Origin of the sequence: Seohaeicola nanhaiensis, from assembly GCF_042654245.1 — a bacterium.
GTDB lineage: Bacteria > Pseudomonadota > Alphaproteobacteria > Rhodobacterales > Rhodobacteraceae > Seohaeicola_A > Seohaeicola_A nanhaiensis.
This window is the reverse complement of the sequence record NZ_JBHSGI010000002.1, coordinates 1066060-1081424: the sequence shown is the minus strand read 5'-3', so window position 1 is coordinate 1081424 and position 15365 is coordinate 1066060. Positions and strand designations below refer to the sequence as shown.

The following is a 15365-nucleotide window of genomic DNA, read 5'->3' as shown; positions in this document are numbered from 1 at the left end:
TGGGCCGCACCGGCATTGGCCGGGACGGCAAGGGCCTTGGCGCGGCCGGCGGCGGGGCCTAGCCGTTGGCTTTGACCCAATCCACGATCTCGGCATGCGTGGCGAACCAGACGTCGCCCCTGGACTTGGCCAGCCGGATCAGTTCCTCGAATATCCAGATGCGCGAGCGATATCCGGTGATGTGCGGATGCATCGTCAGCTGGAAGATGCCGCCCTCGGCATAGGCCGCCTCGAACTCGCGGCGGAAAATGTCGAAGACGCCCTCGGGCGGGGTATAGGGGCGCAGGGCCGAGAAGCGGTTCATGTTGAAATAGACCGCGTCGTCGCGGATCCATTCCACCGGCAGCTCGATCACGCCGGTGTCCTCGCCATCCAGCAGCAGGGTGTGGCAATCGACATCCGCCATCAGCGAGCTGTCATAGGCCAGCCCCATGTCGCGGGTGATCTCCAGCGTCACATGAGAAAAGTCCCAGGACGGTGTGCGGATACCCACGGGGCGTGCGCCGCTGATCTTTTCCAGCATGTCGGCCGAACGCATCTGGAGGTCGCGCTCCACATCCGCCGGCAGGATCGAGTTGCGCTCGTGAATCCAGCCGTGGATGCCGACCTCGTGGCCCTCGGCCACGAACATGCGGGTTTCGTCCGGATACAGCTGCGCCACAACGGCTGGGACATAGAAGCTGGCCCTGATGTCGTGGCGGCGGATGATCTCCATCACCCGCGGAATGCCCTGCCGGTTGCCGTATTGCCCCCGGCTCATCGCGCCGATCGACTTGCCGCCGTCGCGCAGCTCGTTGGTTTCGTGGTCGACGTCGAAGGACATGGCCACAGCGCATTTCGCGCCGCCGGGCCACGAGGCCGGCTTCAGGCTATCGCCCGCGCGGACCCGGTCGACCTTGGCACGCCAGGTCTCTTCGGGCCATTCCCAGGGGTTTTCGGATTCGGTCATGATCTGCTCCTTACGGGAAGGGGTGGCCGGAAACGGGCAGCACCTGCCCGGTGATGAATCCCGCCCGGTCCGAGGCGAGGAAAGCGCAGGCGGCGGCGATGTCCGCCGGTTCGCCCAGCCGGCGCATGGCGATGTTCTGCAACATGCGTTGCTGACCCTCCTCTCCATAGCTGGCCCACTGCTTTTCATAGTCGGGCGAGGTGCGCAGAAAGCCGGGCGCGACCGAGTTCACGGTGATGCCGAAGGGCCCGAGTTCCAGCGCCATCTGGCGGGTCAGGCCGATCAGCCCGTGTTTCGCCGAACAGTAGGACTGGATGCCTGTCAGGCTGGGTTTCAGCCCAGCCCCGGACGAGATGGTGACGATCCGCCCCGAACCGCGCGCCTTCATCGCCGGGATGACCGCGCGCATCAGGTTCAGCGCCGACATCACGTTGCCGTCGTAGATCGCCATCCACTCGGCGTCGCTGACCTCTTCCAACGGCTTCTTCGACTGGCCGCGTACGCCGCCGGCGGCGTTGACCACCACATCGGGCGCCAGATCGCCAAAGCGCGCCTTGACCGCCCCGAAATCGCCAAGGTCGATCACCTCAGTCGTCACGCCGGGATGCTCGGCAGCCAAAGTGGCAAGTTCATCGCCCAGGATGTCGGCGGCCACGACCCGCGCGCCGGCTGTCGCGAATTCCGCCGCGATGCCCGCGCCGATTCCGCGCGCAGCGCCGGCAACCAGAACCGTCTGTCCGCTGAAGTCGAAGCTGATCATTCCGCCGCCTCCTTGACCTGCATCGAGCGAGCGAGGCCCGGAACGCGGATCTTCACCGCCTCGACGGCCTCCCAGACCTCCGATCCGTCGCCCCGGCGCGTGCCCTCGGGCAGGGCGGCGATGCGGTCGAAGACCTCGCGCTTGACGAAATGCCGCCAGTGCACCGGCATCTGCGTCAGCGCCTCGGTCAGCGCGGCATAGTTGGCGTCGGTCCAGACCGCCTCGAAAGCCAACCGGCTCGCGTTATAGGTGAATGTCTGCGGTGCGGGCGCGACATGGGCCGCGCGCAGGGCGCGGGTGGCCTCGGCGTCGACCTGGCCCTCGGCATCGACGACGACACCATATTCCGATGCTGCCGCCGCCGGCGTGACGGCGCTGCGCAGCACATCGCGCACCACCAGCTCGACGGGCCGCGCAAAGGGGTCACCGAACCCGGCGCCGCCGCCCGACGTCAGGTTGAACACATCGCCCGGCCCCAGCGGCACCACGTCGGTGTTGCCCAGGTCGATAGTGCGACCTGCGGGCGTGACCTGCGTGAAATGCGACGGCGCGCCGGGCAGACCGCCCGCGCCGCCCCAGGCGGCAAAGATCGTGCGGTCGCGGTTGCGCGCCGTCACCACCGTATCGGGGGTGAAAACCTCGACTTCCAGCTCGGTCGCCATGCCGCCGCGCGCGGTGCCCGGGCCGCCGCTGTCGGGCACCAGGCCATAGCGGCGGAACTTGATCGGCACCTCGACCTCGTTGATCTCGACCGGGGTGTTCTTGAGGAAGGACGAATTCGCGCCCGAGCCGTCGGTGCCGTCGCCCAGCGCCGAGCCGCCCGCACCGCCCGTCACCGGGTCGATCGAGGCCATGGTCAGCTTGCCGCTGGTCGCATCGAAGGTCTTGACGTTGACGATGCCGCCGCCACCGGCGGCGCCCACCGGCAACCGGTCGGGCGCGGCGGCGTGAAAGGCGCCCATGACAACCCCCTGCAGGCGCCCGCAGGTCAGCGAGCGCATCCCGACAGCGGCCGGGAACTGCGGGTTCAGCACCGTGCCCTCGGGCACGATGCAGGTCGCGGCGCGCAGGATGCCGCCGTTCAGCGGGATGGAGGGATCGAGCGTGTAGAGGCAATAGTTGTATCCGACCATCAGCAGGATGTGGCGCGGGTTGCCGCCGGTCGGCATGTTCAGCGCCGACTTCAGCTGCGGGTCCGAACCGGTGAAATCCAGGATTACCTCGTCGCCGCGCACCTTCAGCGTCAGGTCCAGCCGCACCGGCACCCCGTTCGGACCGTCCTCGTCGAGATAGTCGACAAAGCGGAAATCGCCATCCGGCAGCCCCGAGATCACCGCGCGGGCGCGGGCCTCGGCCACGTCGAGCAGATCCTCGATGCCGTTCTTCACCACCTCGACGCCGAACTTGCGGATCATTTCGTGCATCTTCGCCTCGCCAGTGTTCACGGCGGCGATCTGGGCGTTGAGGTCGCCCCGGTTCTGCTCGGGCATCCGGACGTTCAGCATCATCGTGTCGATCAGCTGCTCGTTCGTCACGCCCCGGCTGACCAGCTTGGTCGGACGGAATCGGATGCCTTCCTGATGCACTTCCGTATTGGCCCGAGACAGCGACGCCGGCACGGCGCCGCCCATGTCGGTGTTGTGGATATGGCCGACGGCAAAGGCGATGATCTCGCCCTCCCAGAAGATCGGCTTCCATATGTGCATGTCGGGCGTATGGGTGCAAACGAACCCCGAATAGGGGTCGTTGGTAACGCAGATGTCGCCCTCTTCGTAGTGGTCGATCATCTCGAGCGCGCCCTTGTAGTCGAGCCCGATGAACCAGGTGGCGCCCAGGTCGCGCGGGCTGGCGAAGGTCATGCCCGAGGGCGTGACGAGACCGGTGGTGAAATCCTCGGTCTCCTTCACGAAGGTCGAATGCGCGGTGCGGAACAGGGTGAAGGCCATGCTTTCGGCCACCGCCTGCGCGTGGTTCTCAAGCACCTTCAGGGTGACGGGATCAGTGCGCATGCGGGGCGTCCTCGATGGTCAGGATAAGATTGCCGTGGGCGTCCACGGTTCCGGCAAAGCCCGCGGGCACGATGGTCGTCGTGTCGTCCTGCGCGATCACACAGGGGCTGGTAAAATGCGCGCCCGGTGTCAGATCGCGGCGCGCGAACAGCGCCAGCTCGCGCCGCCCGCCGTCGATCCAGGCGGTCATCGTCTTCTGCGCAACTGCATCATGCGGGCGCGGCTCGCTGCGGGGCAGGGTCGGCTTGGCCGAATGGCCGGTGACCACCAGGTTGACGGCGATGATCTGGATCGGTGCCGCGGGGTCGGCGTGGCCATACAGGCGCCGGTGCTCGGCGTGGAACGCCCTCACGATCGGGCCGACATCGTTTGCCGCCAGCGCGGCCGGGTCGATCGGCACCTCGATCTCGAAGCTCTGGCCACGATAGCGCATCTCGCCCGAGGCGTGGAAGACCGGCGTGCCCTCGTAGTGCTGTTCCTCGACCATCCAGCGCCGTGCCTTCTCGGTCAGCCGCGTGACGGTCGCGGCCATCCGGCCGGTGTTCTCGGCCGCGAGGTCGTAATAGGCGGTTTCGGTGAAATCGTTGCGTACGTCTGCGGTCAGTCCGCCCAGGGCCGACAGCACACCGGGCGACGGCGGCACGATCACGCGCTTCATGCCCAGGTCGCGCGCCAGGAAACAGGCCATCATCGGCCCGCCACCGCCGAAGGCCAGCAGGCTGAATTCGCCCACGTCGATCCCCCGGCGCGAGCAGAGCTTGGACACTTCGCGGAACATGCCCGAAACGGCGACGCCGACGATGCCCTCGGCAGTTTCCTCAAGGCTGGTGCCCAGCTTCTCGGCCAGCGGTGCAATCACCTCCACGGCCTTGTCGCGGTCGACCGAGACCATGCCATAGCCCAGCGCCGACAGGTCGAGCAGGCCCAGAGTCACGAAGGCGTCGGTGATCGTCGCCTGGGTGCCGCCCCGGCCATAGGCGGCCGGACCGGGGGTTGATCCGGCGCTGTCGGGGCCGACGGTCAGCAGCCCCGCCGCGTCGATCCGGGCGATCGAGCCGCCGCCTTCGCCGATGGACGTCACCGAAACGGTCGGCACGAAGATCGGGAACTCGCCGACCACTTCGTTCATGCCATAGCCGGGCTGCCCGCCCTGGATGATCGCCACATCCGCAGAGGTGCCGCCGATGTCGAGGCTCAGCACCTTGTCCTCGCCGGCCTCGCGCGCCACGAAGGCCGCGCCCATCACGCCGGCGGCGGTGCCCGAGAGCAGCATCTCGACACAGGCGGTCTTGCCGACCTCCACCGACATGACCCCGCCGTTCGACTTGGTGATCATCGGCTCGGGCGTGACGCCGATATCGCTCAGCGCGCCCTGCAGCGCGCCCAGATACTGCGAGACGCGCGGCTGGACATAGCCATGGATCACGGCGGTCGAAGAACGTTCGTATTCCCGGATGATCGGGCGCACCTCATGCGAGGTGAAGACATGCAGCTCGGGCGCGATCTCGGCAATCAGGCGCTTGGCCTCCAGCTCGTGGGCCGGGTTGCGGTAGGAATGCAGGAAGCAGATCACGACCCCCTCGGCCCCGCGCGCCTGGGCGGCGGCGACGGCGGCTTTCAGGCTCTCTGGGTCCAGCGGGCTGTCAACGCTGCCATCGGCCAGGATGCGCTCGGCCACGCCAAAGACCAGATCGCGCGTCACCAGCGGCTCGGGCCGGGCGGACAGCAGGTGATAGGGGTCGGGCATCTTCAGCCGCGCGAGTTCCAGCACGTCGCAGAAGTTCTCGGTGGTGAACATGGCCAGGCGGATGCCCTTGCGCATGATGATCGAATTCACGCCAACCGTCGTGCCGTGGGTGAAATACGAGATGTCGCCCGGGGCGATCCCGAACCTGTCTTCCAGGGCCTTCAGACCGTCGATGACCTCCTGCCCCGGCCGGTCGGGGGTGGTCAGAACCTTGACGGTGCCGATCCGGCCCTCCGCCTCGTCAAATGCGCAGAAATCGGCAAAGGTGCCGCCGATGTCCACGCCCACTCGATATCCCATCAAGCGTCTCCCTGAACTGTCAATCTGGTGTCGGCCCGGCCCTCGGGCCGGTAGCCTAGGCGCGTGCTGATCCGCGCGGCGCTGTCGAGCACGGCGGCCAGCATCTCGTCGCGGCGCTGTTCATAACGCGCGGTCACGGTGGCGACGTCGATGGCGGCCACCACGCGGCCCTCGGCGTTGCGGATCGGCGCGGCGATACCCGCGCCGCCGGTGGCGTATTCGTCGACGATGGTCCCGTATCCATCGGTGCGGATCTTCTCCAGCGCCGCACGGATCTCGGCTTCGGAGGTCGGCGTCTTGTCGTTGAAGGCGCGCAGCTCGGTGCGGGCGAAATAGGCGTCGATCACCTCGGGCGGCTGAAACGCCAGCAGAACGCGGCCCATGACCGTGCCATAGCCCGGCATCGAATGCTGATCAGAGGAATCGTAGCGGATCGGCTGACGGCTCACCGCCTTGGTCAGCAGCCGCGCGTTCTGCTGTTCGGTGCGCACGCACAGAAACACGGTTTCGTCCAGCAGGTCGCGGACCTCCTCGACGATGGGCGTGGCGACCGCACGCAGGAAGCTCTCGAAACCGCCGACCCAGCCGAACCCCTGCCGGAAAGTCTCGACGATGGCATAGCGGTCGGCGCTGTCCTTCGCCACATAGCCGCGCGCCACCAGGGTGGAGAGCAATCCGAAGGCCGAGGATTTGGGAAAGCCCAGTTTGGCGACCAGCTCGTTCAGACGCAGCGGCTGCGTCTGGCTGGACAGCAATTCCAGGACATCGAGGACACGCGCGGCGGACTTGACTTGGTTGTTCATGTATGTGAACCTTGGTCGGGATTTCATCAGTTGACGAAAGGGCAGCCCCTTTTGTCAACCGCCGTTTGGCTTGCGGCAGTGCAGCAAGACTGGCCCGGGTCTGATGGCTGAGGCGCATCAGCGGCGAGACGCGTCGCGGCGTAAAAATCGAAAATTCTCAATGAATTTAATTGATTGCCAGGTGCGTCATGCGCTCGCCCCAGGCCGACGGTGACGGCGGGAACCGACGGAAAACCGGTCGAGAAAAAACTTCGGCCATGCTTTGAAAACGGGCATCACCGCTGCGCTGCGGCGCACTTCGGGTGAGTCACGGAGGCTTGCGGGGCCAAAAAATTCCCTCTCCGAGGCTCTGTCGCCGTCCAGCCTATGGGCGGCCCTCCGCGCCAAGGCTTCGAATCACGTCATCAGATTGGCCCGCCGACCGGCTATTTCTGACGCACATAGGAGCCCGGCGCGTCGCAGAGCGCCACGAAGCGCCCCGACCGCGCCCCGAGCGGCGGCGGTTCGACCGCATCGCCCGAATGCGCGTCGAGCCAGGCCGCGAAGGCGGTCCACCACGACCCGTCCGCCGGCTCTGTCTCGGCCAGCCAGTCGCCCGGATCGCGATAGGCCGCGTCGGCGCGGTGGTCGGCGATGCGGAAATGCCGGTTCTCCCGGCCCGGTTCGGACACGATTCCAGCGTTGTGTCCGCCGCTGGTCAGCACGAAGGTCACATCGGAATTGGCAAAGAGATGCAGTTTGTAGACTGACTTCCAGGGGGCGACATGATCGTCCTCGGTCCCGACGGCGAAGATCGGCGTGCGGATGTCCGACACCGCAATGGCGCGGTCGCCCACGTGATAATGCCCCTCGGCCAGATCGTTGTTCAGGAACAGCTGGCGCAGGTATTCCGAGTGCATCCGCGCCGGCATCCGCGTGGCATCGGCGTTCCAGGCCATCAGATCGAAAGCCTGACCGCGCTGCCCCAGAAGATAATCGCGTATCGCCGGCGCCCAGATCAGATCGCGTGCGCGCAACAGGGCGAAGGCCCCGGCCATCTGGTCGGAAGACAGATAGCCCGTCTCGGCCATCATGTCCTCGATCAGCGTCACTTCGCTGTCGTTGATGAACAGCCGCAGCGGTCCGGCCTCGGTGAAATCGACCTGCGCGGCCAACAAAGTGACCGAGGCAAGACGGTCGTCGCCATCCCGCCCCATCGCGGCGGCGGCGATAGAGAGCAGCGTGCCGCCCAGGCAATAGCCGACCGCATGCAGCTTCTGCGCCTTGGTGATCGCCTGCGCCGCCTCCAGCGCGGCCATCACGCCAAGCCTGCGGTAGTCGTCCATCCCGAACGCGCGGTCCCCAGCGTCGGGGTTCTTCCACGAGATCATGAAGACGGTATAGCCCTGCGCGACCAGGAACCGGACCAGCGAATTCTGCGCCGAGAGGTCCAGGATGTAATATTTCATGATCCAGGCCGGCACGATCAGGATCGGCTCGGGGCGCACGGTGGGGGTTGTCGGGGCGTATTGGATCAACTCGATCAGGTCGTTGCGCAGCACCACCTTGCCCGGCGTGATCGCCAGATTGTGCCCCACCTCGAAGGGGTGTGGCCCATCGGGTTCCGCACCCATCCGGCGCAGGACGTCCTCCGAAAGGTTCTGCGCGCCCCGCAGCAGATTTCGCCCGCGCTCTTCCAGCGTTGCGGCGATCACATCGGGATTTGTGGCGGGGAAATTGGAGGGCGCCAGGCTGTCCGAGGCGAGACCCGTGACGAAGGCCAGCAGATTCTCGTGCTCGGGCGTCGTGCCATGCACGCCGGTGACGGCATCCTGCCACCATTGCCAGGACAGCCGGTGCGCCTGCGACATCACGTTGAACGGATATTTCTGCCAGTGCTCGCTGGCAAAGCGGCGGTCGGGCGCTGGGTCGGTCTCGGACTGGTACAGTCCGAGACCCGCGCTCCAGACGGCCTGGGCATTCCGCAACGCCTGCTCGGCCAGTTTCAGCTGTTTGCCGGGCGATGTGGCAAGATGCACCGCCCAATCCATCCAGGCCTCGGCCAGAACGGACGGCGACAGGCCCGACACCGCCCGGGCAAAGCCGGCATGGGCCACCCGGTCGAGCGCCTCATAGGGGCTTTCGGCGACCGGGGTGGCGGTCTTTGCGGCATCCGGCTCCGACATGGTCTGTCCTTTCATCACAGGCGCGTCTCATATGGGGCCGATATAGGCATTGCGGGGCAAGCTGCCATTGATCTGGGTCAGCCTGTCGCGGCGGTGGCGCCGGACCCGAGTTCGATGATTTCGGCGGTGATGGCCTCCTGCCGGACGCGCCGCAGCGTGGCTTCCAGGCTGTCGAGTTCGCGCGCGATCTGGCTTCCCGCCGAGGACATCGCCTGCATGCGCGCCTCGTTCTCGGCAGCAAAGGCATGCAGCGCGGCCTTGCAGACCTGCGCGTTGAAATACTCCTGCCCCAGCGCCGCCAGAAGGGTGGCGTCGGGCAGATGCGTCAGCGGGGGTTGACCCGACGTTCCGGGGGCTAGTGTGAGGGCGATGGGAAACAGGTGTTCCCGCACCACGGCAGGACGGCCGCCCTTCCACGTGGTGAAGACAACGTCCAGACAGTCGATGCGCGCCTCGGACAGGGCGCGATAGATCTCGGTTGTGATCCGGTCGGCCAGCCGGGGCAGGCCGGGCGTATGCGAAGGCAGGGCCGCGCCCCACCCCGCCGTCACGCCGCGCAGCGCGGCAACCGACTGACCCCTGGTGCCGATCAGGAACAGCGCCTCGGCGGGCGGCATCCGGTCGATGCTATCCAGAACCCGCTCGCTGAAGGCGCCGGCAAAGCCCTGCTCGGCGCAGAAGACCAGCAGGCCGGGGCGGCGCCCTGGGCCACTGGCCTCCCCCGGCGACCCGCCCCCCAGCAGGCACGTCATCGCAGTGGTGATGATCCCGGCATAGTCGTCCACCGCCGCCAGTTGCGCCTGCGCGCCATGGGCGCGGGCGGCGGCGACGCCCTTCATTGCATTCACCACGGCGCCCAGTTCGCGGATGCGCTCGATCCGGGCGCTGATATCGGCCAGGCGCTCGGTCATGGCGCGGGTGCCTCGGCAAGACGTTTCAGCGCGGCCATCAGCGCCCCGCGCGCCGCCTCGTCCAGCGCGCCGGTTTCGGCCAGGGCCTGGACGACCTGCGGCACTTCGGTATCGAGATGGCCTGGCAGCGCCTGGCGGAACGCGCTCACCGCGCGCACCGGCAGCGGATCCAGCAGTCCGGCCTGAAGCGCCAGAAGCAGCGCCACCTCGTCGGCCAGCCGGTAGGGTGCATGTTGCGGCTGACGCAGCACCTCGCGGATACGTGCGCCCCGCGTCAGCTGATCGCGCACCCGGCCTTCGGGCATGGCCCCGAAGCGGGTGAAGACCTCCAGCTCGAGGAACTGCGCATAGTCCAGCCGCAGCGGACCCGCCGCCTTGCGCAGGACCGGCGCCTGCGTCTTGCCGCCAACCCGGCTGACCGACAGGCCCACGTCCACGGCGGGTTTCTGGCCCTGATGGAACAGGCCGGCGTTCAGCACGATCTGCCCGTCGGTGATCGAAATCAGATTGGTCGGGATATAGGCCGACAGGTTGCCGGCATCGGTTTCGGCGATGGGCAGGGCGGTCAGCGATCCGCCCCCGCGCGCCTCCGACAGCCTGGCCGCGCGTTCCAGCAGGCGGGCATGGGCATAGAAGACGTCGCCGGGATAGGCCTCGCGCCCCGGCGACTGCCGCGTCAGCAGCGCCAGCTCGCGGTGGGTGGCGGCGTGTTTGGACAGGTCGTCGATCACCACCAGCGCATGCTGGCCCCGGTCGCGGAAATATTCGGCCATCGTCATGCCCGCATAAGGCGCGATCCACTGTAGGCCCGGCGCATCGGCCGAACCGGCGACAACCACGATACAGCGCGCGAAGTTGCCGCCGTTCTGCAGCGCGTCGATGGCGCGGCGCACGCTCGACGTCTTCTGGCCGACCGCCACATAGACACAGATCATGTCGCTGTCGCGCTGGGCAATCATCGCATCGACCGCCAAAGTTGTCTTGCCGGTCGAATGGTCGCCGACGATCAGCTCGCGCTGCCCCCGCCCCAGCGCGAACAGCGTGTCGAGCACAAGGACCCCCGTCTGGACCGGTTCGACCACCAGATCGCGCTCGATGATCGCCGGGGCGGGACGGTCGATCGGCAGCTGTGCCTCTGCTGCGATCGGCTCTCCGCCGTCCAGCGGCCGGCCCAGCGGGTCGATGACCCGACCCAGCAGCGCCTCGCCCACCGGCACGCTGACAACCCTGCCGGTGCCGGCCACCGCGTCCCCGGCGGCGACGCCGGTCGCGGCATCGAGCAACACGCATCCGATCCGATCGGGGTCGAGCACGCGGGCAAAGCCGACCTGCCCGCCGGCAAACTGCAGCACCTCGTCCAGCCGCACGTCGCGCAGGCCCGAGACCAGGGCCACCCCGTCGCCGATCTCTTCCACCCGGCCGCGATGCTCGGCACGCGGGCCGAGTTCTGCGGTATCCAGGGCCGCGCGGGTGGCGGCGATCCAGGCGGGGCTGTCAGGCAGCATCCTGCACCGCCTTGCGCACCTGGGCGAGATCCGCCCGCCAGCTGTTGTGCAGGACGAAATGCGGGCTGCGCAGTTCGAGACCACCAATCAGTTCGGGATCGACCACAAACCGCAACTCGACCGCGCCGCCAAGGGCGTTCAGGACGGCCTGTCGAATGGTCTCTTCCTGCGCGACCGATTTCCTGGAGGTGACGATCTCGATCCCCTCCGGCGCCGCCGTCAGCGCGGCGCGCTCGGCGGCAGGCAGCGCCGCGATGGCCTCGGTCAGCTGGGCGAGGAAAGCGGCCTGCACCTCCGGCCCATCCATCCGGCCAAGCAGCCGCCCGGCAATGTCGAGCGCGAGGTCGCGGGCCTGACGGTCGTTGGCCACGCGCGCGGCCTCGCGTTCCTTTTCGGCAGCGGCTCGGGCAGCGGCAAGGATCGCCTCGGCCCGGCCCTGCGCCTCGTCCCGAGTGGCTTTCGCCGTCGCCTCCGCCTCGCTCCGCGCCTGGTCTAGCATCGCGCTGCGCTCGGCAGCGATGCCGTCGCGCGCGCGGCTCGCCTCGGCCAGTGCCGCATCGGCGCGGGCCTGCGTTTCACCCGCGTTGTCGATCAGTGCCATGGCCGCCTGCTGCCGGCTGGCGATGGCCGCCGCGATCGGGCGCCAGAACACGTGGAACAAGAGCCAGATCAGGATCAGGACGTTGATCGCCTGCAGCCCGATCCCCCAGAGGTCGATTGACATGGGGCTAACCTATGAAGGGATTGGCGAACAGCAGAAGCAGGGCGATCACCAGGCAATAGATCGCCGTCGTCTCGATCATCGCCAGTCCAACGAAGAGCGTGCGCGAAATCGTGTTCGCCGCTTCCGGTTGCCGCGCGATGGCGTCCATCGCCGCGGCCACGGCGCGGCCTTCGGCAAGCGCCGGGCCAAGGGCGCCAAAGGCCACGGCGAATGCGGCGCAAACGATGCTGATGATGGGCGCGTATTCCATTAGGGTTCCTTTCACTTCTTGAATTCAGGCAAAGAGGCGCCGTCCGGCCTCCCCCCGGCGACGGTGGAGGCGATGAAGACCATGGCGAGAACGGCGAAGATATAGGCCTGCACCAGACCGGTCAGCAGATCGAGCGCCATCAGTGGGATCGGCACCAGCAGCCCCGCAAGCGAGGCGACGATGCCAATAACGAAAACACCGCTCATCACATTGCCGAACAGGCGCACGAACATCGAAAAGACGCGGGTGACGCTGCCCAGCAGGTTCAGCGGGATCATCACGACGTTGGGCGAGGCAAATGATCGGAGATACCCCGCCAGCCCGTTGCCCCGCACCCCGAACCAGATCACCGAAAGGAAGACGAGCAGCGCCAGGGCGGCATCCGTTTCCATTGTGGCCGTGGGCGGCTCGACCCCCGGCACCAACGAAGCCCAGTTCGCAACGAGGATGAAAAGGAACAAGGTGCCGATGAATGCGCGATAGGGCGCGGGCCGCGTGCCCGAGGTCTCGGCGATCTGGGTGTCGAGCAGATCCACCATCATCTCCAGAGCCGCCTGCCGCTTGCCCGGCCGCAGGTCGAGCCGGCGGGTCAGCGCAAAGCCGCCCAGCACCAGAACCGCCATGATGGTCCAGGTCGTGACGATGGCCTCGCTGATCGGCACCGGACCCAGATGAAACAGGATGACAGGATCGAGGGGCGAGGTCATGCGACCGCCTTTCCGGTCCGGAGAACTGCGAACCTCTTTGCCACAAGAACCCCGGCCAGCGCGGCCAGCAAGGACCATGCACCGCCCAGCACGGCCAGGAAAAGCCCGCCGCCCAGCATGGCAACGCGAACGAGCGTCAGGGCCAGACCCAGCAGCGGCGCGCGGCCGCCGACCACGAGATCGACCGTCAGGCGCAAGGCGCGGAAATAGGCATATCCCAGCAGCAGCCCGCCCAGAAAGCTCAGGGCAGGCAGCAGGGCCGGGGAGAGGGTCGCAAAATCGGTCATTGGCTGTTCATCCATTTCCAGGCCGTCCAGCCGCCAAGGCAGAGGCCCAGCAGCAGGAACGGCGCGCTCCAGAAGATGCCGGACCCCAACCGCGCGTCGAGCCAGCGCCCGAAGAACAGCCCGCCCAAGGTCGGCAGCACGAAGATCCAGCCCAGCACGCCGATCTGCGCCAGACGACGGCCGACCGACATGTCCCCCTCGCGGAGCCAGCGCTCGCGCCGGCGGCTGCGCCGGCGGGTCTCGCTCACCATCGGATCGGTCTCGGCGGGATCGGGCGGAGCGGTCACCATCGGCGCTCCATCCTGTCGGCGCTCAGGCGGCTCACCAGATGGCGGATGGCGTTGAATTGCAGGCGCATCGCCTCGACGTGTTCGGTGCGCTCGGCGTCGGCGTCGGACCGGAAACGCGCCAGCACATCGGCGTCGAGCGTGGCAAGGTGGTCGCCCGTCACCGCCTCGCGCGTGGCAATGGCGATCGAGGTCGCCGCCACTGTGCGACCCTCGACCGACAGCACCCCGCCCCGGATGGCGCAGAAATGCTCCCGCTCCGCCGCGCGCCAGCTCACGATGGAGACCGACAGCGCGGTCACGAAGGGGGCATGGCCCGGCAGGATGCCAAAGCTGCCGGTTGCATCCTCGGCGCGCAGCGCGTCGATGGTCTGATCCACGACAACCTCCAGCGGCGTGACGATCCTCAGCCTCATGGCCCGGCCTCCTTGCGGCGGGCATCCTCCAGCGTGCCCACCATGTAGAGCGCGCTTTCCGCCCAGTCGTCGGTCTCGCCCTCCAGGATCGCGCGGCAGCCCGCCAGCGTTTCGGCCAGCGGAACCCGCGCGCCCGGTGTGCCGGTAAAGGCCTCGGTCACCATGAACGGCTGGGACAGGAAGCGTTGCAGCCGCCGCGCGCGTTTGACGATCAGCCGGTCGGCAACTCCCAGTTCTTCCACCCCGAGCAGCGAGATGATGTCCGAAAGCTCGCGGAACCGCGCCAGCGTCTGTCGCACTGCTTCGGCGGTCTGGTAATGCGCCTCGCCCACAACCAGCGGGTCCAGCAGCATCGAGGACGAGGCCAGCGGGTCGATGGCCGGATAGAACCCTTCGGCCGCCTGTGCCCGGCTCAGCACGATCACACAGTCCATGTGACTTGAAATCGTAGTCACCGCCGGATCGGTGAAATCGTCGGCCGGCACATAGACCGCCTGAATCGCCGTCACCGCCGACCCCGCGACCGAGGCAATGCGCTCCTGCAGTTCCGCCACCTCGGTGGCCAGCGTCGGCTGGTATCCCACGCGCGAGGGCAGGCGGCCCAGAAGGCTCGACACCTCGGCTCCGGCCTGAACAAAGCGAAACACGTTGTCCATCAGCAGAAGGACGTTCTGGTGTTTCTGGTCGCGGAAATGCTCTGAAATCGTCAGCGCGGTCATTGGCGCCCGCCAGCGCGCGCCCGGCGGTTCGTTCATCTGGCCATAGACCAGCACCGTTCGCTCCAGTACGCCCGACGCCCGCATCTCGGTCAGCAGCTCGTGCCCCTCGCGTGAGCGTTCGCCCACCCCGGCGAAGACCGAGATGCCTTCGTATTTTTCGACCATCGCGCGGATCAGCTCCATCACCAGCACGGTCTTGCCGACCCCCGCGCCGCCGAACATCGCGGCCTTGCCGCCCTGTGCCAGCGGGGTCAGCAGGTCGATCACCTTGATCCCGGTCTCGAACATATCGGTCGTGCGCGTCTGCGCCGCGATCTGCGGGGGGCGCGCGTGGATGGAGGCGCGCGGCGTATCGGCGGGCAGCGGCGGGCCGTCGTCCCGAGTCTCGCCGACCACATCCAGCAGCCGGCCCAGCACCGCCGTACCGACCGGCACGGTCAACGGGCCGCCGGTCGAATGCACCGCCGTTCCGCGGGCCAGCCCGGCAGTCGACTGAAAGGCGACAGCCCGCGCCGTGGTCGTGTCGGGATGGCTGTGCACTTCGAGGATCAGCGGCTCGGGCCGGTCCCAGGCGACCGTCAGCGCAGTATTCACCGGCGGCAACGCGCCCTCGGGAAAGACGACATCGACCACCGCACCGCGCACTGCATGAACCACACCTGCGCCTGCCGACGCGGCGGGCGCCCTGACAGCTTGCGCCTTCGCCCCTGCTGTCTGTTGGCGGATGGATGCAGCCAATGGAATCCTCTTTCAGTTGGGTGGGCACGGGACAGCCCATCATTCCGACTCCGCGTCGCAACCAGTTGACAATAGCAGGAGTTGCCAT

15 protein-coding genes are annotated in these 15365 nt (G+C 67.5%); all 15 read right to left on the bottom strand.

Annotated elements, in window-relative coordinates; genetic code table 11:
• Nucleotides 1-58 precede the first annotated feature (58 nt).
• A complete protein-coding gene (locus ACFO5X_RS05440) occupies nucleotides 59-949 on the bottom strand; it encodes a polysaccharide deacetylase family protein (RefSeq protein ID WP_380716225.1) in 891 nt (296 codons plus the stop codon).
• Nucleotides 950-959: 10 nt separating this feature from the next.
• Nucleotides 960-1709, bottom strand: coding sequence for an SDR family NAD(P)-dependent oxidoreductase (locus ACFO5X_RS05435; protein ID WP_380716223.1), 750 nt, complete (start codon nucleotides 1707-1709; stop codon nucleotides 960-962).
• Nucleotides 1706-3718 carry a hydantoinase B/oxoprolinase family protein gene (locus ACFO5X_RS05430; protein ID WP_380716222.1) on the bottom strand — a complete coding sequence of 671 codons (2013 nt, stop codon included), beginning with the start codon at nucleotides 3716-3718 and terminating at the stop codon, nucleotides 1706-1708. The genes ACFO5X_RS05435 and ACFO5X_RS05430 overlap by 4 nt, the downstream gene beginning before the upstream one ends.
• Nucleotides 3708-5765, bottom strand: a complete 2058-nt coding sequence (locus ACFO5X_RS05425; protein ID WP_380716221.1) for a hydantoinase/oxoprolinase family protein — start codon at nucleotides 5763-5765, stop codon at nucleotides 3708-3710. Before ACFO5X_RS05425 ends, ACFO5X_RS05430 begins: the two co-directional genes overlap by 11 nt.
• Entirely contained in the window at nucleotides 5765-6568 is an 804-nt protein-coding gene (locus tag ACFO5X_RS05420) for an IclR family transcriptional regulator (protein WP_380716220.1), read from the bottom strand. The genes ACFO5X_RS05425 and ACFO5X_RS05420 overlap by 1 nt, the downstream gene beginning before the upstream one ends.
• A 425-nt stretch (nucleotides 6569-6993) precedes the next feature.
• Nucleotides 6994-8733 (bottom strand): PHA/PHB synthase family protein, encoded by a 1740-nt coding sequence (locus tag ACFO5X_RS05415; RefSeq protein WP_417765075.1) that lies wholly within the window; start codon nucleotides 8731-8733, stop codon nucleotides 6994-6996.
• A gap of 77 nt (nucleotides 8734-8810) precedes the next feature.
• Nucleotides 8811-9644 (bottom strand): F0F1 ATP synthase subunit gamma, encoded by an 834-nt coding sequence (locus ACFO5X_RS05410; RefSeq protein WP_380716218.1) that lies wholly within the window; start codon nucleotides 9642-9644, stop codon nucleotides 8811-8813.
• Nucleotides 9641-11149, bottom strand: a complete 1509-nt coding sequence (locus ACFO5X_RS05405) for a F0F1 ATP synthase subunit alpha (protein ID WP_380716217.1) — start codon at nucleotides 11147-11149, stop codon at nucleotides 9641-9643. Before ACFO5X_RS05405 ends, ACFO5X_RS05410 begins: the two co-directional genes overlap by 4 nt.
• Nucleotides 11139-11873 carry a F0F1 ATP synthase subunit delta gene (locus ACFO5X_RS05400; protein WP_380716216.1) on the bottom strand — a complete coding sequence of 245 codons (735 nt, stop codon included), beginning with the start codon at nucleotides 11871-11873 and terminating at the stop codon, nucleotides 11139-11141. Before ACFO5X_RS05400 ends, ACFO5X_RS05405 begins: the two co-directional genes overlap by 11 nt.
• 4 nt (nucleotides 11874-11877) lie before the next feature.
• Nucleotides 11878-12123: a F0F1 ATP synthase subunit C gene (locus ACFO5X_RS05395; protein ID WP_380716215.1), complete on the bottom strand. Its 246-nt coding sequence runs from the start codon at nucleotides 12121-12123 to the stop codon at nucleotides 11878-11880.
• Between the two features lie 11 nt (nucleotides 12124-12134).
• Nucleotides 12135-12830, bottom strand: coding sequence for a F0F1 ATP synthase subunit A (locus tag ACFO5X_RS05390; RefSeq protein WP_380716214.1), 696 nt, complete (start codon nucleotides 12828-12830; stop codon nucleotides 12135-12137).
• Nucleotides 12827-13117 carry an N-ATPase subunit AtpR gene (locus ACFO5X_RS05385; protein ID WP_380716213.1) on the bottom strand — a complete coding sequence of 97 codons (291 nt, stop codon included), beginning with the start codon at nucleotides 13115-13117 and terminating at the stop codon, nucleotides 12827-12829. Before ACFO5X_RS05385 ends, ACFO5X_RS05390 begins: the two co-directional genes overlap by 4 nt.
• Nucleotides 13114-13407 (bottom strand): AtpZ/AtpI family protein, encoded by a 294-nt coding sequence (locus tag ACFO5X_RS05380; protein ID WP_380716212.1) that lies wholly within the window; start codon nucleotides 13405-13407, stop codon nucleotides 13114-13116. The genes ACFO5X_RS05385 and ACFO5X_RS05380 overlap by 4 nt, the downstream gene beginning before the upstream one ends.
• Nucleotides 13401-13820 carry a F0F1 ATP synthase subunit epsilon gene (locus tag ACFO5X_RS05375; protein ID WP_380716211.1) on the bottom strand — a complete coding sequence of 140 codons (420 nt, stop codon included), beginning with the start codon at nucleotides 13818-13820 and terminating at the stop codon, nucleotides 13401-13403. Before ACFO5X_RS05375 ends, ACFO5X_RS05380 begins: the two co-directional genes overlap by 7 nt.
• Nucleotides 13817-15196, bottom strand: coding sequence for a F0F1 ATP synthase subunit beta (gene atpD / locus ACFO5X_RS05370; RefSeq protein WP_380716210.1), 1380 nt, complete (start codon nucleotides 15194-15196; stop codon nucleotides 13817-13819). Before atpD ends, ACFO5X_RS05375 begins: the two co-directional genes overlap by 4 nt.
• Between the last annotated feature and the right edge of the window lie 169 nt (nucleotides 15197-15365).